Raw genomic sequence first — 17,618 nt, 5'->3', positions numbered from 1 at the left:
CGGTGGCCGTCTCCCGGTGGGGGAGGTTGGAGTTGCGCGGGGCGGCATTGGAGAATCGGGTCCGGCACCACGCGGCGGGTGCGGACGACGGGGAGGTGGCTGCGGAGTGGACCAGCTGACGGCGCACGATCCGAGGAGGATCGGGCCCTTCGAGGTGCTGGGGCGGCTCGGCGCGGGTGGGATGGGGCTGGTCTACCTGGCGCGCTCCGCCTCCGGGCGCCGGGTGGCCATCAAGACCGTCCGGGGGGAGCTGGCCGAGGACGAGCTGTTCCGGGTCCGCTTCGCCCGGGAGATCGCGGCGGCCAAGACGGTCGGCGGTTTCTACACCGCGGCCGTGGTGGACGCCGACGCGGACGCCCGGGTGCCCTGGCTGGCCACCGCGTACATCCCGGCGCCCTCCCTGGAGGACCTGGTCGAGGAGTGCGGCCCGCTGCCGGTCGACGCCACCCGCTGGCTGGTCGCGGGCATCGCCGAGGCGCTGCAGTCCATCCACGCGGCCGGACTGATCCACCGCGACCTCAAGCCCTCCAACGTGCTGGTGGTCGAGGACGGCCCGAAGGTGATCGACTTCGGCATCGCGGCCGGGGTCTCCAGCACCCGGCTGACCATGACCAACGTCGCGGTCGGCACCCCCGCCTACATGTCCCCGGAGCAGGCCCGGGACAGCCGGACCGTCCGGGGCGCCAGCGACGTCTTCTCGCTCGGCTCGCTGATGGTCTTCTGCGCCACCGGGCACCCCCCGTTCCGCGGCTCCAACCCGGTCGAGACGGTGTTCCAGCTGCTGCGGGAGGAGCCGGACCTCACCGGGATGGCGCCCGAGCTGATGGACCTGGTCCGGGCCTGCATGCAGCAGGCGCCCGAGCGCCGGCCCACCCCCGCGCAGATCCAGGCCGAGCTGGCCCCGCACCTGTTCTCCCGGGACGACGCCGCCGGGGAGGTCGGCGACTGGCTGCCGCCCCACGCGCTGGAGCTGATCGAGCGCAAGCGCGGCCGCCGCCCGAGCGCCCAGCCCCGCTCGTACCCCGGCCCGGCCGAGCCGCCGCGGCCGCCGCACACCCAGGGCCCGCCGCAGCAGCCGCACGTGCCGCCGCCGCACCCCGGCCCGGACGACCCGCGCACCTACCCCGGGGCCGGGCACGCCCCGCCGACCGGGCCGGTGCACGCCGGGCCGCGCCCCGGGGGCCAGGACGACGGGATCCCGACCGCGAAGATCCCCTCCAAGAACAAGCACCGCGCGCCCACCGGCGGCATGGCCGTCGAGGTGCAGCTGTCCGGCGCCTCGGTGCGGATAGGCCCGGGGCCGCGGGCCGAGCACGAGCAGCCCGGTCCGAGCACCGCCCCGGCCACCACCGACTGGGTCCGCCGGGCGGCGCCGACCCCGCCGCCCGTTCCGACCCCGCCGCCCGCCGCGGCGGCCCGCTGGCGCCCCTGGCGGTTCCGGATGTCCAACGACGTCTGGGGCACCCCGGTGGTCGCCGACGGCACGCTCTTCGTCTCCAGCTTCGAGGTGCACGCGCTGGACATCGGCTCCGGCGAGCGCCGCTACAAGACCCGGGACGTCGCCTGGGCGCTCGCGGTGGACGCCGGCCGGGTGCACGCCGCGGACGGCCCGCACCTGTACACCGTGGACGTCGCGGACGGCGCCGAGCGCTGGCGCACCTCGCTGGACGGCTGGGTCTACTCGCTCTCCGCCGCCGACGGCGTGCTCTGCTGCGGGGTGCGCGGCGGCGGCGTCCAGCTGCGCGCGGCCGCCACCGGCGCCGAGCTGTGGCGCGCCGACGACGCCCAGCAGGACTACGAGAACCCGCAGTCCGGCCCGGTCCTGGTGGGCGGCGCCGCCTACTACTTCGGCGCCGGACGGCTGCGCTGCGTGGATCCGCGCGGGGCCGGCCTGCGCTGGTCCTTCCAGGTCGGCGAGGACGTGCCCGCGCACCCGGTCGAGCGCGGCGGCGTGCTGTACGTGACGGCGGGCACCCGGGTGTACGCGCTGGACGCGGCCAGCGGCACCGAGCGCTGGCGCTTCGACGCCCCGGTGGTGCTGTTCACCCCGCCGGCGCTGGACGGCGACGCGGTCTACGTGGCCGACTACCTGGGCACCGTCTACGCGCTGGACGCGGCCACCGGCCTGGACCGCTGGCGCGGGGTCACCGGCAGCCGCCAGGGCGCCGAGCCGGTGGTGGTCGGGGACGGCATGGTGCTGGTCGGCAGCGGCGAGGTGCTGTACGCCTTCGAGGCGGCGACCGGCCGGGAGCGCTGGCGCTACACCACGCGCGGCGAGATCGTCGGCTCCCCGGCGGTGGCCGACGGCCTGGTGCACCTGGGCAGCCGGGACCACTCGCTGCACACCCTGGACCTGGCGACCGGTCAGCTGCGCTGGGAGCTCGGCACCAAGGGCGAGCTCACCGGCTCCCCGGTGGCGGTCGGCGGGCGGGTCTTCGTCGGCTCCAAGGACCGCTGCGTCTACGCGCTGGACGCCTACTACGGCACGGCGGTGCCCGCCCGCTGAGCGGGGCGGACACCGCCGTCCGGTGGTCCGGTCACCGACCGGTCAGGCCCTGCGGGCCCCGGGGTGGCGGCTGCACCAGCCCTCCCACGCGGAGGAGACCATGGCCTCGACGTCGTGGCCGGCGCTCCAGCCCAGCTCGCGGTGGATCAGGTCGGCGGCGGCCACCACCCGGGCCGGGTCGCCGGGGCGGCGCGGGGTCACGTCGGCGGTGGTGTCGTAGCCGGTCACCTTGCCGATGACCTCGATCATCTCCTTGACGCTGACGCCCTCGCCGCGGCCGATGTTCAGCACCAGCGCGGTCTCGCCGGCCGGGTCGGCGGCCAGCCGCTTGGCGGCCGCGACGTGCGCCGAGGCGATGTCGGAGACGTGGATGAAGTCGCGGACGCAGCTGCCGTCCGGGGTCGCGTAGTCGTCGCCGAAGACCCGCGGGGCCTCGCCGGCGGTCAGCCGCTCGAAGACCATCGGGATCAGGTTGAACACCCCGGTGTCGGAGAGCTCGGGCGAGGCGGCGCCGGCCACGTTGAAGTAGCGCAGGGCCACGGTGGACATCCCGTGGGCCTTGCCCGCGGCGGCGACCAGCCACTCGCCGGCCAGCTTGGTCTCGCCGTACGGGCTCATCGGGGCGCACGGGGTCGACTCGGTGACCAGGTCGACGTCCGGCATGCCGTAGACGGCGGCGGAGGAGGAGAACAGGAAGCGCTTGACGCCGCCCTCGGCCGCGGCCTCCAGGACCGTCTGCAGGCCGATCATGTTCTCCCGGTAGTACAGGAACGGCTGCTCGACCGACTCGCCGACCTGCTTCTTGGCGGCGAAGTGCAGGACGCCCTCGATGCCGTGCTCGCGGATCGCGGCGTCCAGGACGGCGCGGTCCAGGGTGGAGCCCTCGATCAGCGGGACGCCGGCCGGCACCCGGGAGGCGTCGCCGGTGCTCAGGTCGTCCAGGACGGCGACGCGCTCACCGGCGTCGAGCAGCTGGCGGACGACGTGTCCGCCGATGTATCCGGCACCGCCGGTGATCAACCAAGTCATGCGGCAATCCTAGGCGTTCGGTTTCGGTCGCCGGTGTTCGGGCGAGTCGGGACGGCAAAACGGACAAATCGGTGAAATGCTGACAAAGATTTCCGTGCTCTCATGCCCGCGCCCGCGCGGTGACGAATCGGAGGCAGCCAGGTGAGCCGAAAGAAGGAACACAACCGACCGCTGCCGGCCGGCCCCCGGCCGACCGGTCCCAAGGCGGCGCACCGGCGGCTGCTCGCGTCCGGCGGGGTCGCGGCGGTCACGGCGCTCGCCCTGGCGCTGGCCGGGTGCAGCAGCTCGTCCTCCTCCTCGGCCTCTTCCTCCTCGTCCTCGGCCTCCTCCCCCGGCGCGAGCAAGCAGGCCTCCGCCGCGCCCGCCGCCCAGCCGGGCGGCGCCAACCAGCTGCAGGACGCGTACCAGAAGGTGATCGCCGACGTGCTGCCCTCGGTGGTCCAGATCACCACCGGCGACAGCCTCGGCTCCGGGATCGTCTACGACGACAAGGGCGACATCGTCACCAACGCCCACGTGGTCGGCTCGGCGACCACCTTCACCGTGACGCTGGCCAACTCCACCAAGTCGCTGGACGCCACCCTGGTCGCCAGCTACCCGGACTCCGACCTCGCGGTGATCAAGCTCAGCAGCCCGCCCGGCGGCCTCAAGCCGGCCGCCTTCGGCGATTCGAGCAAGGTCCAGCTCGGCCAGATCACCCTGGCCATGGGCAGCCCGCTCGGGCTCTCCAGCAGCGTCACCCAGGGGATCGTCTCGGCCACCGGGCGGACCGTCTCCGAGCCCCGCGGCGGCGGCTCGCCGGGCGCCACCATCGGCAACATGGTGCAGACCTCGGCCGCGATCAACCCGGGCAACAGCGGCGGCGCGCTGGTCAACCTGGACAGCCAGGTGATCGGCATCAACACCCTCGCCGCGACCGAGCCGCAGACCAACGGCGCGGCGGCCCCCGGCATCGGCTTCGCCATCCCGGCGTCCACCATCACCAACATCACCGACCAGCTGATCAAGCAGGGCAAGGTCACCAACTCCGGGCGGGCCGCGCTCGGCGTCACCGCCCGGACCAGCTTCAACCAGCAGTTCCAGCCGGCCGGCGCGGTCATCGTGGCGGTCAGCCAGGGCGGCCCGGCCGCCTCGGCGGGGCTCCAGGCCGGCGATGTCATCACCAAGCTCGGCGACACCCCGGTCGACTCGCTGAACGCGCTCACCACCGCGCTCGCCTCGCTCACCCCGGGCAACAAGGTCACCGTCGGCTACACCAGGGACGGCAACGCCGCGACCGCCGACGTCACCCTCGGCACGCTGGAGAGCAGCTCCTAGCGCACCCGCCCCCCGACCCCGGTACGCCGGCCGGCCCGTCCACCGCGCAAGGGTTCCGCGGGGCGGCCGCCGCACCGGACCGGCGCCGGGACCCGTCCACTGCCTCGACGGGTCCCGGCGCCCCTTCGCGTTCCCGGGCGTCCGGGGCGCCTCCTAGCGGCGGGCGGTGCGGGTGCGCCAGGGCAGCTCGACGGTGACGGTGGTCGGGCCGCCCTCCGGGCTCTCCACCAGGAACACCCCGTCCACCGCCCGGATCCGCTCGGCCAGCCCGGCCAGGCCGCTGCCCGGGTAGGGGGCCGCCCCGCCCCGGCCGTCGTCCTGGACCAGCACCATCAGCTGGTCGTCCGAGCGCCAGACGTCGACCGAGGCGCTGGTGGCGCCGGCGTGCTTGGAGACGTTGGTCAGCAGCTCGCTGACGGTGAAGTACGCGATGCCCTCGACCGCCGAGTCCGGGCGCTCGGGCTCGCCGTCCGGCCCGGCCAGGTCGACGTTCACCTTCACCCCGCCCGGGACGGTGCAGCGGGCCGACACCGCGGACAGCGCCGCGTCCAGGCCGCGGTCGGTGAGCACCGCCGGGTGGATGCCGCGGGCCAGGTCGCGCAGCTCCTGGAGGGCCAGCTTCACCTCACCGTGCGCGTTGTCGACCATCCGGGCGGCGACCGCCATGTCCTCCTGGGTCTCCACCTCCCGCAGCCGCTCCTTGGCCATGCCGAGGTCCATCGCCAGCGCGACCAGCCGGGCCTGGGCGCCGTCGTGCAGGTCCCGCTCGATCCGGCGCAGGTCGGCGGCGGCGGTCTCGACGACGGTGCCGCGGTCGTCCTCCAGCTCGCGCACCCGCTCGGCCAGCGCGCCGGGGAAGAGCAGCGACTCGATCAGGATCCGGTCGACCGCGGCCATCGCGCGCACGATGAAGGGCAGCACCGGCCACAGCGTGATCACCGAGACCAGGGTCAGGGTGAAGCTCAGGATGCCCCAGGGCAGCATCAGCACGTTGTAGAGCGCCGAGCGCCAGTTCAGCAGGTCGGTGAGGTGGGCGATGGTGTAGCCGACCAGGCCCGGGCGGCGCTGCTTCACCGGCTGCGGATCGTCGATCGCGGAGCCGTACGCCGAGCGGGCCCGGCTGCGGCCCAGGGCGCCCAGGGCACGGGACCCGGCCAGGCCGGCGGCCAGCACCGGCAGGCCGATCACCGTCACCGACAGGCCCAGGCCGGCCGACAGCGCGGTCACCGAGAGCACGAAGCCGGCGATGCCCAGCGGGAAGTTGAGCATCAGGTGTCCGACCTGGCGCCACATCCGCGCGCCGTACAGCGGCGGGCGCTCCATCCGAGCGTCCTGCTCCTTGATGGCGTCCACGGCGCGGTTCAGCGACTTCATCGGATCATCCGTCCCCTCGTTCGAGCTGGCGGCCCCCAGCATCCCGAACGGGGGAGGGGATGTGCCATGGGGGTGATACATCTTCCGGGGCGGGGGTTATCCCCACCCCGGAGGGCCTCCGGGCGTTCACCGGGTTGTCCACGGGACGTCTTGCGGAGCGGGCAGGTTTCGGGGGGAGTGGAGCCCTCCCCTTAGACTCACGCATTGGCCATGGTTAAGACCGTGTGAGGAAAAGTCGTAGAACTGTCTTGAGGGCGGGTTCGCGGCCGAGGTGGAGGCGAAGGCATGGAGGGGCAGCAGGTGGCTGCCGTCGCGGCCGACCCGTCGGTCGGCGGCGGCTACTTCGACGCGTACGCCGCGATGGGCCTGCTGGCCGTCATCGGGGTGCTCTTCGTGACCGTGGCGTTCACCGCCAACCGGCTGCTCCGGCCGGTGGTGTACTCGCCCGAGAAGCTCCTCGCCTACGAGTGCGGGGTGGACCCGGTGGGCGAGGACTGGGCGCACACCCAGATCCGCTACTACGTGTACGCCTTCCTCTACGTGATCTTCGCGGTCGACGCGATCTACCTGTTCCCGTGGGCGACCGTCTTCGCCACCGCCGGGTACGGCGCCGGAACGCTGATCGAGATGTTCCTCTTCATCGGCTTCCTCGCGGTCGGACTGCTCTACGCCTGGAAGAAGGGCGTTCTGGAATGGACGTGACGCACACCCACTCGCACGGTGGCCAGGGCGGTCCCGTCCCGCTCGGACTGCCCGACCCGGCCGCCCCCGGCGCCGTCGGGCGCCGCAGCATCGGCCCGCTGGCCCGGCTCGCGCCGGACCCGGTCAAGGTCGTGCTCAACTGGGGCCGCCGCTACAGCCTCTGGTGCTTCAACTTCGGCCTGGCCTGCTGTGCGATCGAGTTCATCGCCGCGTCCATGGCCAAGCACGACTTCATCCGGATGGGTGTGATCCCGTTCGCGCCCGGCCCCCGGCAGGCGGACCTGATGATCGTCTCCGGGACGGTCACCGACAAGATGGCGCCCGCCGTCAAGCGGCTCTACGAGCAGATGCCCGAGCCGAAGTACGTCATCTCCTTCGGGGCCTGCTCCAACTCCGGCGGCCCGTACTGGGACTCCTACTCCGTCACCAAGGGCGTGGACCAGATCATCCCGGTCGACGTCTACGTGCCCGGCTGCCCGCCGCGGCCGGAGGCGCTGCTCCAGGGCATCCTCAAGCTCCAGGAGAAGATCGCCGCCGAGTCCCTGCCCGGCCGCTACACCGCGCCCGCGGCGGCACTGCGCCGGCCGCTGGTGGCGGGGCCCCCGAACGATGGAGGAGTGTCGTGAGCGAGCGCGGCGAGCGACCTGTCGAGACGCTCACGGCGGAGCAGTACGCGGCGTCGGTCGGGGAGTGGGCGACCGGCGCCGAGGCGTACGGCCTGATCACCGTCGACGTGCCGGCCGAGCGCTGGATCGAGGCGCTCACCACCGCCCGCGACGTGCTGGGCCTGGGCTTCTTCGACTGGCTGAGCGCCGTCGACGAGCTCGCCGAGGGCTTCTCCGTGGTCGCCCACCTGGCCGCCGTCGAGGCGCCGGGCGTGCGGCACCTCGCGCTGCGCACCCGGGTGCCGCGGGACGGCGCCGCACTGCCGAGCGCGGTCGCGGTGTACGCCGGGGCCGCCTGGCACGAGCGCGAGACCCACGAGATGTTCGGCATCGACTTCCCCGGGCACCCCCACCTGGCCACCCTGCTGCTGCCGGACGGCTTCGAGGGGCACCCGCTGCGCAAGGAGTTCGTGCTCGCGGCGCGGGTCGCCAAGGACTGGCCGGGCGCCAAGGAGCCGGGCGAGTCGGACCACGGCGCGGGACCGGCCCGGCGCAAGATGCAGCCGGCCGGCGTGCCGGACCCGAACGAGTGGGGGCCGCTCAAGGGCACCCTGCCGCCGGTGGCCGAGCGGCCCGCGCGCGGTGCGCGGGCGGTCGGCGCGGCGGCGCGTACGCCTCGGGCGGGCGCGGCCGCGGCTGCGGCTGGGGCTGCGGCCGGCGCGGGCGCACCTGCCGCCGAGGGCGCTCCGGCGGTGCGGGCGGACCGGCCGCGGCGGACCAGGTCGGTCTCCGAGGGCTCGGCGAGCCAGGCGGGCGGCGAGGAGGCGGCGGCTCCGGAGGCCTCGGCTGCTCCCGGCGTGCCAGCTGCCGAGGGCGCTCCACCGGTGCGGACCGACCGGCCGCGGCGGACCCGGTCGGTGTCCGCCGGCTCGGTCAGCCAGGCGGCCGAGACCGCCGCCGAACCGACGGCCGAATCGACGGCCGAACCGACGGCCGAATCGACGGCCGAGCCCCAGGCCCCGGCCCGGCCCCGGTCCTCCGACGCGCCCTGGCACCACCCGGTGCCCGCCCACGAGGAGAAGCCGTCGGGCGGGCCCGGCGAGCAGGAGCCCGGCGGGGCGAAGGACGAGAACTCGGCCGGAGCGGCCGACCAGGACGGAGACGGCGCGTGAACCTGCTCGACACGGTGCTCCGCTGCGTCGCCACCCTGGTCGTCTTCCTGGTCTTCCCGCTGCTCATCGGCCAGACCGAGCACAAGGTGATGGCGCACATGCAGGGCCGGCTCGGCCCGATGTACGCGGGCGGCTTCCACGGCTGGGCCCAGCTCGTCGCGGACGGGGTGAAGTTCGCCCAGAAGGAGGACATCGTCCCGGCCGACGCGGACCGCCGGGTCTTCCAGCTGGCGCCCGCCGTCTCGCTGCTGCCGTACCTCTTCGTGCTGCTGGCGATCCCGGTCGGCCCGAACGGCTTCGTCGGGCAGGCGATCGACGCCGGGCTGTTCTTCGTGCTGGCCGTGATGGGCGTCGGCGTGATCGGCAAGCTGATGGCCGGCTGGGCCTCGGCGAACAAGTTCTCGCTGCTCGGCGGCCTGCGCACGGCCGCCCAGCTGATGTCCTACGAGCTGCCGATGGTGCTCGCGGCGGCCTCGGTGGCGATGGCCGCCGGCACCCTGTCGCTGCCCGGGATCCTGGACGCCTGGCAGTGGTACTGGCTGCCCTGGCAGATCATCGGCGCCTTCGTGTTCTTCACGGCCGGTCTGGCCGAGCTCCAGCGGCCGCCGTTCGACATGCCGGTCGCCGACTCGGAGATCATCTTCGGCGCGTACACCGAGTACACCGGGCTGCGCTTCGCGCTGTTCCTGCTGTCCGAGTACGTGGGCATCCTGGTGGTGTCGGCGCTGACGGCGGTGCTGTTCCTCGGCGGGTGGCACGGGCCGATGGCGGACCAGCTCGGCTGGCTCTGGATGCTCCTCAAGACCTTCGCGCTGGCCTTCGTGGTCATCTGGCTGCGGGTCACCTACCCGCGTCTGCGCGAGGACCAGCTGATGCGCTTCGCCTGGATCGTGCTGATCCCGCTCGCGCTCGTCCAGCTGGCCCTCACCGGCATCATCAAGGTGGCGATCGCATGAGTTTCCCCGGTGCCGGCCTCGCCAAGGGCCTGGCCGTGACGCTGCGGACGATGACGAGGAAGACCGTCACCGCGCAGTACCCCGAGGTCCAGCCGGTGCTACCGCCGCGTTCGCGCGGCGTCATCGCGCTGCTGGAGGAGAACTGCACGGTGTGCATGCTCTGCGCGCGCGAGTGCCCGGACTGGTGCATCTACATCGACTCCCACAAGGAGACGCTGCCGGCCGCCGAGCCGAACGCCCGGGCCCGCACCCGCAACGTGCTGGACCGCTTCGCCATCGACTTCTCGCTCTGCATGTACTGCGGGATCTGCATCGAGGTGTGCCCCTTCGACGCGCTGTTCTGGTCGCCGGAGTTCGAGTACGCGGAGACCGACATCCACGAGCTGACCCACGAGCGGGAGAAGCTCCGCGAGTGGATGTGGACCGTCCCGGCGCCGCCGGCGCTGGACCCGGCGGCCGAGGAGCCCAAGGAGATCGCCACCGCGCGCAAGGCGGCGGACAAGCTGGCCGCCGCGGCCGTCGCGGCGATCGAGGCCGCCGCCGAGGCCGCTGAGGCTGCTGACGCTGCCGAGGCCACCGAGGAGAAGGGTGACGACGCGTGAACGCCGCTGCCACGTTCCTCGCGGCGACCGGTTCCCTGGAGCCGGCCGCCCGTTCGTTCCTGTCCCCGACCGGGCAGGAGGTCGTCTTCCTGCTGGTCGGCATCGCGGTGCTCGGCTCGGCGGTGGTCTCGGTGACCACCAAGCAGCTGGTGCACGCCGCGCTCTGGCTGGTGGTCGCGCTCGGCGGGCTGGCGGTGGAGTTCCTGCTGCTCACGGCCGAGTTCATCGCCTGGGTGCAGGTGCTGATCTACCTGGGCTCGGTGGTCGTCCTGGTGCTGTTCGGGCTGATGCTCACCAGGGCGCCGATCGGGCGCTCGCCGGACGCGGACTCCGAGAACCGCTGGGTCGCCCTGGTGGTGGCGCTGGCCGCGGCCGGGACGCTGGTGACCCTGGTGGTCGACGCCTTCCGGACCTCCTGGATCGACCTCGGCGCGGGCGGCGGTTCGGCCGCCGTGACCGGCGCCAGTCTGTTCCGCAACTGGGTGCTGCCCTTCGAGGCGTTGTCCGTGCTGCTGCTGGCGGCGCTGGTCGGCGCGATCGTGCTGTCGCGCGGGTCCGGGCGCCGGGTGCCGGCGCCGCGGGCGGGCAAGCTGCGGGCCGGACGGCCGGTCGGCTCGAACGGGACCGTGGCCGCGACCACGCCCAAGCCCGAGCCCTCGGCACCCGCGTCGTCCTCGTCGTCCGCGTCGGAGGAGAGCTGATGCACCTCGCCTACCCCGTCGTCCTCGCCGCGCTGCTGTTCGGCGTCGGCGTGTACGGCGTGCTCGCCCGGCGCAACGCCGTCCTGGTGCTGATGTCCGTCGAGCTGATGCTCAACGCCGTCAACCTCGACCTGGTCGCCTTCGACGCCTGGCTGCGCGACTCGCTGCACGCCGGGCAGGCGCTCACCCTGTTCACCATCACCGTCGCCGCCGCCGAGATCGGGCTGGGGCTCGCCATCGTCCTGCTGCTGTTCCGGGCCCGGGGCACGGCGGACATCGACCGGGCCACCGCGCTCGGCGACCCGGCCGAGCCGCACACCCCGGCCGAGGACGAGCCGGTCGCAGCCGAGGCACTGAAGGGCCGGGCCACCGCATGAACCTCGCCCTGCCCGTCCTCGTCCCCGCGCTGCCCGCGCTCGGCGCCGCCGCGACCCTGGCCGTCGGCAAGAAGGCGCCGGGGCTGGCCCGGCCGCTGGCGATCGTCCCGGTCGCCGTCTCGGCCGTGCTCGCCCTGGTGGTCGCCCTCCAGCTCGGCACCGGCCGGACCCTGGACGCCGCCACCCGGCTCACCCCGACCGGCGGTCCGGACATCGCGCTCTCCGTCCACCTGGACGGCTTCACCTCGCTGATCTCGGTGCTGGTCGGCCTGGTCGCCACCTGCGTCCAGGTCTACTCGACCGCGTACCTCAAGGAGGACCGGCGCTACCCCTCGTACGCGGCGCTGGTCTCGCTGTTCACCGCGGCGATGTTCCTGGTGGTCTACTCGGGCGACCTCGTCGTGCTGCTGGTCGGCTGGGAGGTCATGGGCGTCTGCTCGTACTTCCTGATCGGCCACCACTGGGAGAGCGCCGACGCCCGGTCGGCCTCGCTCAAGGCCTTCCTGGTCACCAAGCTCGGTGACGTGCCGTTCCTGTTCGGGATCTTCCTGCTTGCCGCGGACGCCGGCAGCTTCCGGATCACCGACGTGCTGTCGGCCGCGACCGAGGGCCGGCTCGGCCACCCGACGCTGGTCGCGCTGCTGCTGCTCGCCGGTGTGGCCGGCAAGAGCGCCCAGTTCCCGCTGCACACCTGGCTCCCGGACGCGATGGCCGGTCCGACGCCGGTCTCCGCCCTGATCCACGCCGCCACCATGGTCGCGGCCGGCATCTACCTGGTGGCCCGGCTGCTGCCGGTGTTCCTCCAGTCGGGGGCGGCCCTGGTGGTGCTCGCGGTGATGGCCGCCGTGACGATGATCGGCTCGGCACTCTGCGCGCTCGCCCAGGACGACCTCAAACGGGTCCTCGCCTACTCCACCGTCGGCCAGCTGGGCTACATGGCCGGCGCGCTGGCCAGCGGGGACCGCGAGGCCTCGGTGTTCCACCTGGTCAGCCACGGTGCGTTCAAGGCGCTGCTGTTCCTGGCCGCCGGCGTGGTGATCCACGCCGCGCACACCAACTCGATCTCCGCGATGTCCCGGATCCCGGGCCTGCGCAGGACCGTCCCGGACGCCCACTGGACGATGGGCATCGCGCTGTTCGCGCTGGCCGGGCTGCCGCCGTTCTCCGGCTTCTTCAGCAAGGAGGCGGTGCTCACCGCCGCCGAGCACGCCGCCAACGGCGAGGCGCTGACCAACGGCCTCGGCCCGGCCTCGGCGGTGCCGCAGGCGGCCGGCTGGATCGTGCTGATCTCGGCCGCGCTCACCGCGCTGCTCACCGGCGCCTACGCGGCCAGGCTGTTCCTGGTCACCTTCCACAGCCCGGCCGGCGCGGCCGCACCGGTTCGGGCGGCCCAGGCCGCCCCGGCCGCCCCCGAGGCCGACGCGCCGTACTCGCCCGAGCCGGACGAGGCCGACCCGGCCACCGCCGAGCCGCCCGCGATGCGCTGGCCGCTGTGGGTGCTGGCCGTCCCGACCATCGGCTTCGGCGTCGCCGGGCTGCGCTCGGACTGGCTGCCCGCGCTGCTGGACGGCGGCTCGCTGCGCCCCACCGGCGTCACCGCCGTCACCGGTACCGGGCTCGCCGTGGTCGGCGTGCTCGCCGCGTACGGCGCCTGGCGCTCGGCCACTGCACGGCTGACCACCGGCCGGCCGGCCCCGGCCGCCGCCGGGAGGGTGCCCGAGCAGGCCGGAGCCCCCGCCGCCGAGGTGGTCGTCGCCGACCCCGGGCGCACCCTGCTCGGCCCGCTGTTCGGCCCGGCCCGGCACGGCTTCGGCGTCGACCGGCTCTACCACCTGCTGTTCGTCCGGCCGGTGGTCGCGGCGGCCCGGCTGGTCCGCTTCCTCGACCGCGAGGTCGTCGAGGGCTACGTGCAGGGCAGCGGGATCGGCGCCAACCTGCTGGGCCGGGCCGTCCGGCTCGCGCAGACCGGCAACGCCCAGACCTACCTCAGCGCCCTGCTGGCCGGGGTCGTCCTGCTGGCCGTCCTGGTGGCGGTGTAGCCGGTGCTGTCGTTCCCCACCCCCGTCCCCTCCGTCCCGTCCGCCGCCGAAGCTGGGAGCCCCCGATGAACGCGGTCCTCATCGCCCTCCTGGTGCTGCCACTGCTCGGCGCCGCGCTCACCCTGGCGCCGGTGTTCGGCCCGGACCGGGCCGTCGCCGGCCGCCGGGCGCTGCGGCTGAACTCCGTCCTCACCGGCGCGGTGCTGCTGCTCTCCGTCCTCCTCGCGGCCGGCTTCGACCACGACGCGCCGGCCCGGATGCAGGCCACCACCGACCTGGACTGGATCCCGGCCCTGCACGTGCGCTTCCACCTCGGCGTGGACGGCGTCTCGCTGCCGCTGGTCGTGCTGACCGCGCTGCTCACCTTCCTCTGCGCGCTGTACTCGGAGAAGCGGCTGCCGGAGGGGGACGGCGTCCCCTCGCCGCAGGCCTTCGTCGGGCTGTTCCTGCTCCTGGAGGTCGGCATGCTCGCCACCTTCGCGGTGCTGGACCTGATCCTCTTCTTCCTGTCCTTCGAGATCGTGCTGATCCCGATGTACTTCCTGATCGCCCGCTGGGGCAGCGGCGCGAGGACCCCGGCGGCCAACCGGTTCATCCTCTACACGCTGCTCGGCTCGGCCGTGATGCTGCTCGGCTTCCTGCTGATCGGCAGCAAGGCCGGCACCTTCGACATGCAGGCGCTGGCCGCCGGGCACGGCAACGGCCTGAGCCACACCACCCAGGTGGTCGCCGCGCTGGCGATCATGGTCGGGCTGGCGGTCAAGGCCCCCGCCTGGCCGCTGCACAGCTGGCTCCCCGACGCCCACACCGCCGCCCCGACGGTCGGCTCGGTGCTGCTCGCCGGCGTGCTGCTCAAGATGGGCACCTACGGACTGGTCCGGGTGCTCCTCCCGGTCGTGCCGGACGGCACCGCGACGCTCGCCCCCTACCTGGGCGCCTTCGCCGCCGTCGGCATCGTCTACGGCTCGCTGGCCTGCCTCGCGCTGGCCCGCCCCGGCGCCAAGGGCGACCTCAAGCGCCTGATCGCGTACTCCTCCGTCGGCCACATGGGCTTCGTGCTGCTCGGCATCGCCTCCCTCACCCCGGTCGGCGTCAACGGCGCGCTGTTCGCCAACATCGCCCACGGACTGATCACCGGCCTGCTGTTCTTCCTGGTCGGGGCGGTCAAGGACCGCTACGGCACGGCGGACCTGGACACCCTCGCCGGGGCCACCGGCGCCGCCCTGTACGGCCGGGCACCCCGGATCGGCGCGCTGCTCGCCTTCGCCGCCGTCGCCAGCCTCGGCCTGCCCGGCCTGGCCGGCTTCTGGGGCGAGCTGCTCGCCATGTTCGGCGCCTTCGACCCGGCCGCCGGGCTGTCCCGCCCGGCCTTCGTCACCTACATGGTCCTGGCCGGCCTCGGCACCCTGCTCACCGCCGGCTACCTGCTGATCGTGGTCAAGCGCGTCTGCATGGGCGACCCCGAGCAGCCCGCGCCGGTGCCCGAGGTGCCCGACCTGCGGCCGTACGAGGCCGTCAGCTGGACACCGCTGGCCGCGCTCACCCTGGTGGCCGGACTCTGGCCCGCCCTCCTGCTCGGGCTCTCCGACCCGGCCGTCAAGCACCTCCTCGGGGGTGGCTGACCGTGCTCGCAGCCCACACCGCCGCACTCGGACCTCACTCCACGGGGCAGCACACTGTGACCTCCCTCGCCGTAGCCAACCCGGGCAGCCTGATCCAGTCCGTGGACTGGGTGGCGATCGCGCCCCCGCTGATCGCCGCCGTGGCCGCCCTCGCGGTGCTGGTCACCGACCTCTTCCTGCCCGAACGGCACAAGCGCTGGCTCGGCCGCCTGGCCGCGGCCGGACTCGCCCTCGCCCTGCTCGCCCTCCTCCCCCTCACCGGGGGATCACCCCGGGCCACCTTCTGCCTCCGGAACGTAGCAGGGGCCACTGACACCACCGGGTGCTCCTACGTCGCCGACCACTTCGCGCTGGTCTTCCAGCTGCTGGCGCTCGGCGGCGCGCTGATCGCGGCGCTGCTGTCGATGCACACCGTCGAGGACCAGAAGCTGCCCCGCGGCGAGTACTGGTTCCTGCTGCTCTCCAGCGCCACCGGCGCCGCCCTGCTGCCCGCCTCCCGCGACCTCGCGACCATGGTGATCGCCCTGGAGGTCGCCTCGCTGCCCGCCTTCGCCCTGGTCGCGCTGCGCCGGGACGGGCGGGGCGCGGAGGCCGCGTTCAAGTTCTTCGTCTCCTCCGTCACCGCGACCGCCGTGATGCTGCTCGGCATCGGCTTCGTCTACGCGGCCAGTGGCAGCCTGCACCTCGGCGCCGTCGCCCAGGGGCTGGAGCACGCGCCCGCCCAGCTCAAGGCGCTGGCCGAGGCGGGGGCGGTGCTGACGCTGGTCGGCTTCGCCTTCAAGGTCGCCGCCGTCCCCTTCCACTTCTGGGTGCCCGACACCTACACCGGCGCCCCGCTGCCGGTGGCCGGCTACCTCTCGGTGGTCGGCAAGGCGGCCGGCCTCTCCGGGCTGGCGCTCGCCACCACCGTCGCGTTCCGCCCGTACGCCCACACCTGGGGCCTGGTGCTCGCGGTGCTGGCCGCCGTCACCATGACCGTCGGCAACGTCGGCGCGCTGCGGCAGCGCTTCGACACCCGGTACAGCGCGGTGCGGCTGCTGGCCTGGTCCTCGGTCGGTCAGGCCGGGTACCTGCTGGTGCCGCTCGCGGCGGCCGGCTACGCGCCCACCGGGGCCGATCCGCTGGGCGCGACCGCCGCGTACGCGCTGATCTACGGCGTGGTGAACCTCGGCGCCTTCGGGGTGGTCGCCGCCGTCGGCCGCCGGGCCGGGACGAGCGTGGACGACTTCCGCGGCCTGTTCGCCCGCAACCGGTGGACGGCGCTGGCGCTGGCCTTCTTCCTGCTCTGCCTGGCCGGGCTGCCGCCCGGTGTGATCGGCCTGTTCGGCAAGGTCGTGGTGTTCCGCGCGGCCGTGGACGCCGGGCTGGGGTGGCTGGCCGTGGTGATGGCCGTCAACGTGGTCGTCGCCCTGTACTACTACCTGCTGTGGACGGCCCGGCTGTTCGCCCCGGCCGACGCGTCCGCCGTCGCGGCCGAGGACGGTGCCGAGCGGCGGCTGCCGGTCGGCCTGACCGCCACGCTGGGGCTCACCGCCTCCGCGGCGGTGGTGCTCTCGGTCGCCCCGCAGTTGGTCCTCCAAGTGGCCGGCGGCTCGCTGTTCTGAGCCGCCGACCGGGTGTCGCGTCGGTCACAAGGGAACAAGGTCCCGGGGCCCGCCCGTTGAGCGGGCAAGAGGGACGAGGCAGAAAGGGCTTCCCCACCGCACCACTGGAGGGCCTGACGTGCACAGCCGGCACAACGGACTGAGGACCGCCGTCCTGCTCGGTGGCCTCTCGGCACTGATCCTGGTGATCGGCGGTTTCTTCGGCCGGACCGGCTTCGTGATCGCCCTGCTGGTCGCCCTCGGGACCAACGCCTACGCCTACTGGAACAGCGACAAGCTCGCGCTGCGGGCCATGCGGGCCCGGCCGGTCAGCGAGTTCGAGGCACCCGGGCTGTACCGGATCGTGCGCGAGCTCTCCACCTCGGCCCGGCAGCCGATGCCCCGGCTCTACATCTCCCCGACGCCGGCCCCGAACGCCTTCGCCACCGGCCGCAACCCGCGCAACGCGGCGGTCTGCTGCACCGAGGGCATCCTGCAGATCCTGGACGAGCGCGAACTGCGCGGGGTGCTCGGACACGAGCTCAGCCACGTCTACAACCGGGACATCCTGATCTCCTCGGTCGCCGGGGCGCTGGCCTCGGTGGTGATGTTCCTGGTGAACTTCGCCTGGCTGATCCCGTTCGGCCGCAGCGAGGACGACGACGGCCCCGGGCTGTTCGGGATGCTCGCCATCATGATCCTCGGGCCGATCGCCGCCGGGCTGATCCAGATGGCCGTCAGCCGCTCCCGCGAGTACCAGGCCGACGCCGACGGCGCCCGGATCACCGGCGACCCGCTCGCCCTCGCCAGTGCGCTGCGCAAGCTCGACGCCGGTACCCGCCAGCTGCCGCTCCCGCCGGAGCCCCAGCTGCAGACGGCGAGCCACATGATGATCGCCAGCCCGTTCCGGCCGGGCGAGGCCGGTGCGCGGCTGTTCTCCACCCACCCGCCGATGGCGGAGCGGATCGCGCGGCTGGAGCGGATGGCCGGGTACCGGGCGTAGCGGCCGCCGCGCGGGGCCGGGGCCGGGGCC

At 73.9% G+C, this 17,618-nt stretch carries 15 protein-coding genes; 13 read left to right on the top strand and 2 right to left on the bottom strand.

Translation table 11 applies throughout. The annotated features are described in order from the left end of the window. Window positions 1-106: 106 nt before the first annotated feature. Window positions 107-2,506: a PQQ-binding-like beta-propeller repeat protein gene (locus tag ACFXOZ_RS00515; RefSeq protein WP_380586180.1), complete on the top strand. Its 2,400-nt coding sequence runs from the start codon at window positions 107-109 to the stop codon at window positions 2,504-2,506. A gap of 42 nt (window positions 2,507-2,548) precedes the next feature. Here the strand turns inward: ACFXOZ_RS00515 and galE are convergent, their stop codons facing one another. Next, a complete protein-coding gene (galE, locus tag ACFXOZ_RS00510) occupies window positions 2,549-3,535 on the bottom strand; it encodes a UDP-glucose 4-epimerase GalE (RefSeq protein ID WP_380586177.1) in 987 nt (328 codons plus the stop codon). A gap of 219 nt (window positions 3,536-3,754) precedes the next feature. Between galE and ACFXOZ_RS00505 the strand changes: the two genes are divergently transcribed. Beyond that, window positions 3,755-4,852 (top strand): S1C family serine protease, encoded by a 1,098-nt coding sequence (locus ACFXOZ_RS00505; RefSeq protein ID WP_380586271.1) that lies wholly within the window; start codon window positions 3,755-3,757, stop codon window positions 4,850-4,852. Window positions 4,853-5,005: 153 nt separating this feature from the next. Here the strand turns inward: ACFXOZ_RS00505 and ACFXOZ_RS00500 are convergent, their stop codons facing one another. Then, window positions 5,006-6,175, bottom strand: a complete 1,170-nt coding sequence (locus ACFXOZ_RS00500) for a sensor histidine kinase (protein ID WP_380399093.1) — start codon at window positions 6,173-6,175, stop codon at window positions 5,006-5,008. A gap of 336 nt (window positions 6,176-6,511) precedes the next feature. On the opposite strand from ACFXOZ_RS00500, the gene ACFXOZ_RS00495 reads away from it, so the two are divergent. From ACFXOZ_RS00495 to htpX, 11 genes are all read left to right on the top strand, one after another. Continuing rightward, window positions 6,512-6,928: an NADH-quinone oxidoreductase subunit A gene (locus ACFXOZ_RS00495; protein WP_375881878.1), complete on the top strand. Its 417-nt coding sequence runs from the start codon at window positions 6,512-6,514 to the stop codon at window positions 6,926-6,928. Continuing rightward, a complete protein-coding gene (locus ACFXOZ_RS00490; RefSeq protein WP_380533039.1) occupies window positions 6,919-7,554 on the top strand; it encodes an NADH-quinone oxidoreductase subunit B in 636 nt (211 codons plus the stop codon). Before ACFXOZ_RS00495 ends, ACFXOZ_RS00490 begins: the two co-directional genes overlap by 10 nt. Beyond that, window positions 7,551-8,705 (top strand): NADH-quinone oxidoreductase subunit C, encoded by a 1,155-nt coding sequence (locus tag ACFXOZ_RS00485; RefSeq protein WP_380586174.1) that lies wholly within the window; start codon window positions 7,551-7,553, stop codon window positions 8,703-8,705. The genes ACFXOZ_RS00490 and ACFXOZ_RS00485 overlap by 4 nt, the downstream gene beginning before the upstream one ends. After that, on the top strand, window positions 8,702-9,661 hold the full coding sequence (gene nuoH / locus ACFXOZ_RS00480) for an NADH-quinone oxidoreductase subunit NuoH (RefSeq protein ID WP_375881885.1): 960 nt from the start codon (window positions 8,702-8,704) through the stop codon (window positions 9,659-9,661). The genes ACFXOZ_RS00485 and nuoH overlap by 4 nt, the downstream gene beginning before the upstream one ends. Then, the gene (locus ACFXOZ_RS00475; protein WP_380586170.1) at window positions 9,658-10,263 is read left to right on the top strand and encodes a NuoI/complex I 23 kDa subunit family protein; all 606 of its coding nucleotides are present in this window, start codon (window positions 9,658-9,660) and stop codon (window positions 10,261-10,263) included. The genes nuoH and ACFXOZ_RS00475 overlap by 4 nt, the downstream gene beginning before the upstream one ends. Next, window positions 10,260-10,964 (top strand): NADH-quinone oxidoreductase subunit J, encoded by a 705-nt coding sequence (locus tag ACFXOZ_RS00470; RefSeq protein ID WP_380531893.1) that lies wholly within the window; start codon window positions 10,260-10,262, stop codon window positions 10,962-10,964. The genes ACFXOZ_RS00475 and ACFXOZ_RS00470 overlap by 4 nt, the downstream gene beginning before the upstream one ends. Next, window positions 10,964-11,341 (top strand): NADH-quinone oxidoreductase subunit NuoK, encoded by a 378-nt coding sequence (nuoK, locus tag ACFXOZ_RS00465; protein WP_380531890.1) that lies wholly within the window; start codon window positions 10,964-10,966, stop codon window positions 11,339-11,341. The genes ACFXOZ_RS00470 and nuoK overlap by 1 nt, the downstream gene beginning before the upstream one ends. Further along, the gene (locus ACFXOZ_RS00460) at window positions 11,338-13,380 is read left to right on the top strand and encodes an NADH-quinone oxidoreductase subunit L (protein ID WP_380531888.1); all 2,043 of its coding nucleotides are present in this window, start codon (window positions 11,338-11,340) and stop codon (window positions 13,378-13,380) included. Before nuoK ends, ACFXOZ_RS00460 begins: the two co-directional genes overlap by 4 nt. Window positions 13,381-13,445: 65 nt before the next feature. Continuing rightward, entirely contained in the window at window positions 13,446-15,002 is a 1,557-nt protein-coding gene (locus tag ACFXOZ_RS00455; protein ID WP_380531885.1) for a NuoM family protein, read from the top strand. 56 nt (window positions 15,003-15,058) lie between these two features. Continuing rightward, window positions 15,059-16,606: an NADH-quinone oxidoreductase subunit N gene (locus ACFXOZ_RS00450; RefSeq protein WP_380586167.1), complete on the top strand. Its 1,548-nt coding sequence runs from the start codon at window positions 15,059-15,061 to the stop codon at window positions 16,604-16,606. A 118-nt stretch (window positions 16,607-16,724) separates the two neighbouring features. Then, window positions 16,725-17,588 (top strand): zinc metalloprotease HtpX, encoded by an 864-nt coding sequence (gene htpX / locus ACFXOZ_RS00445; RefSeq protein ID WP_375881899.1) that lies wholly within the window; start codon window positions 16,725-16,727, stop codon window positions 17,586-17,588. Window positions 17,589-17,618 lie beyond the last annotated feature (30 nt).

Origin of the sequence: Kitasatospora sp. NPDC059160, assembly GCF_042755465.1 — a bacterium.
GTDB lineage: Bacteria > Actinomycetota > Actinomycetes > Streptomycetales > Streptomycetaceae > Kitasatospora.
The sequence above is the reverse complement of the archived record's forward strand: the minus strand, read 5'-3'. Positions and strand labels throughout refer to the sequence as shown.

Coding starts and splice junctions, on each gene's coding strand:
- galE (WP_380586177.1), bottom strand. CDS start 3,535: ATGACTTGGTTGATCACCGGCGGTGCCGGATACATCGGCGGACACGTC.
- ACFXOZ_RS00500 (WP_380399093.1), bottom strand. CDS start 6,175: ATGGAGCGCCCGCCGCTGTACGGCGCGCGGATGTGGCGCCAGGTCGGA.
- ACFXOZ_RS00495 (WP_375881878.1), top strand. CDS start 6,512: ATGGAGGGGCAGCAGGTGGCTGCCGTCGCGGCCGACCCGTCGGTCGGC.
- ACFXOZ_RS00490 (WP_380533039.1), top strand. CDS start 6,919: ATGGACGTGACGCACACCCACTCGCACGGTGGCCAGGGCGGTCCCGTC.
- ACFXOZ_RS00475 (WP_380586170.1), top strand. CDS start 9,658: ATGAGTTTCCCCGGTGCCGGCCTCGCCAAGGGCCTGGCCGTGACGCTG.
- nuoK (WP_380531890.1), top strand. CDS start 10,964: ATGCACCTCGCCTACCCCGTCGTCCTCGCCGCGCTGCTGTTCGGCGTC.
- ACFXOZ_RS00460 (WP_380531888.1), top strand. CDS start 11,338: ATGAACCTCGCCCTGCCCGTCCTCGTCCCCGCGCTGCCCGCGCTCGGC.
- ACFXOZ_RS00455 (WP_380531885.1), top strand. CDS start 13,446: ATGAACGCGGTCCTCATCGCCCTCCTGGTGCTGCCACTGCTCGGCGCC.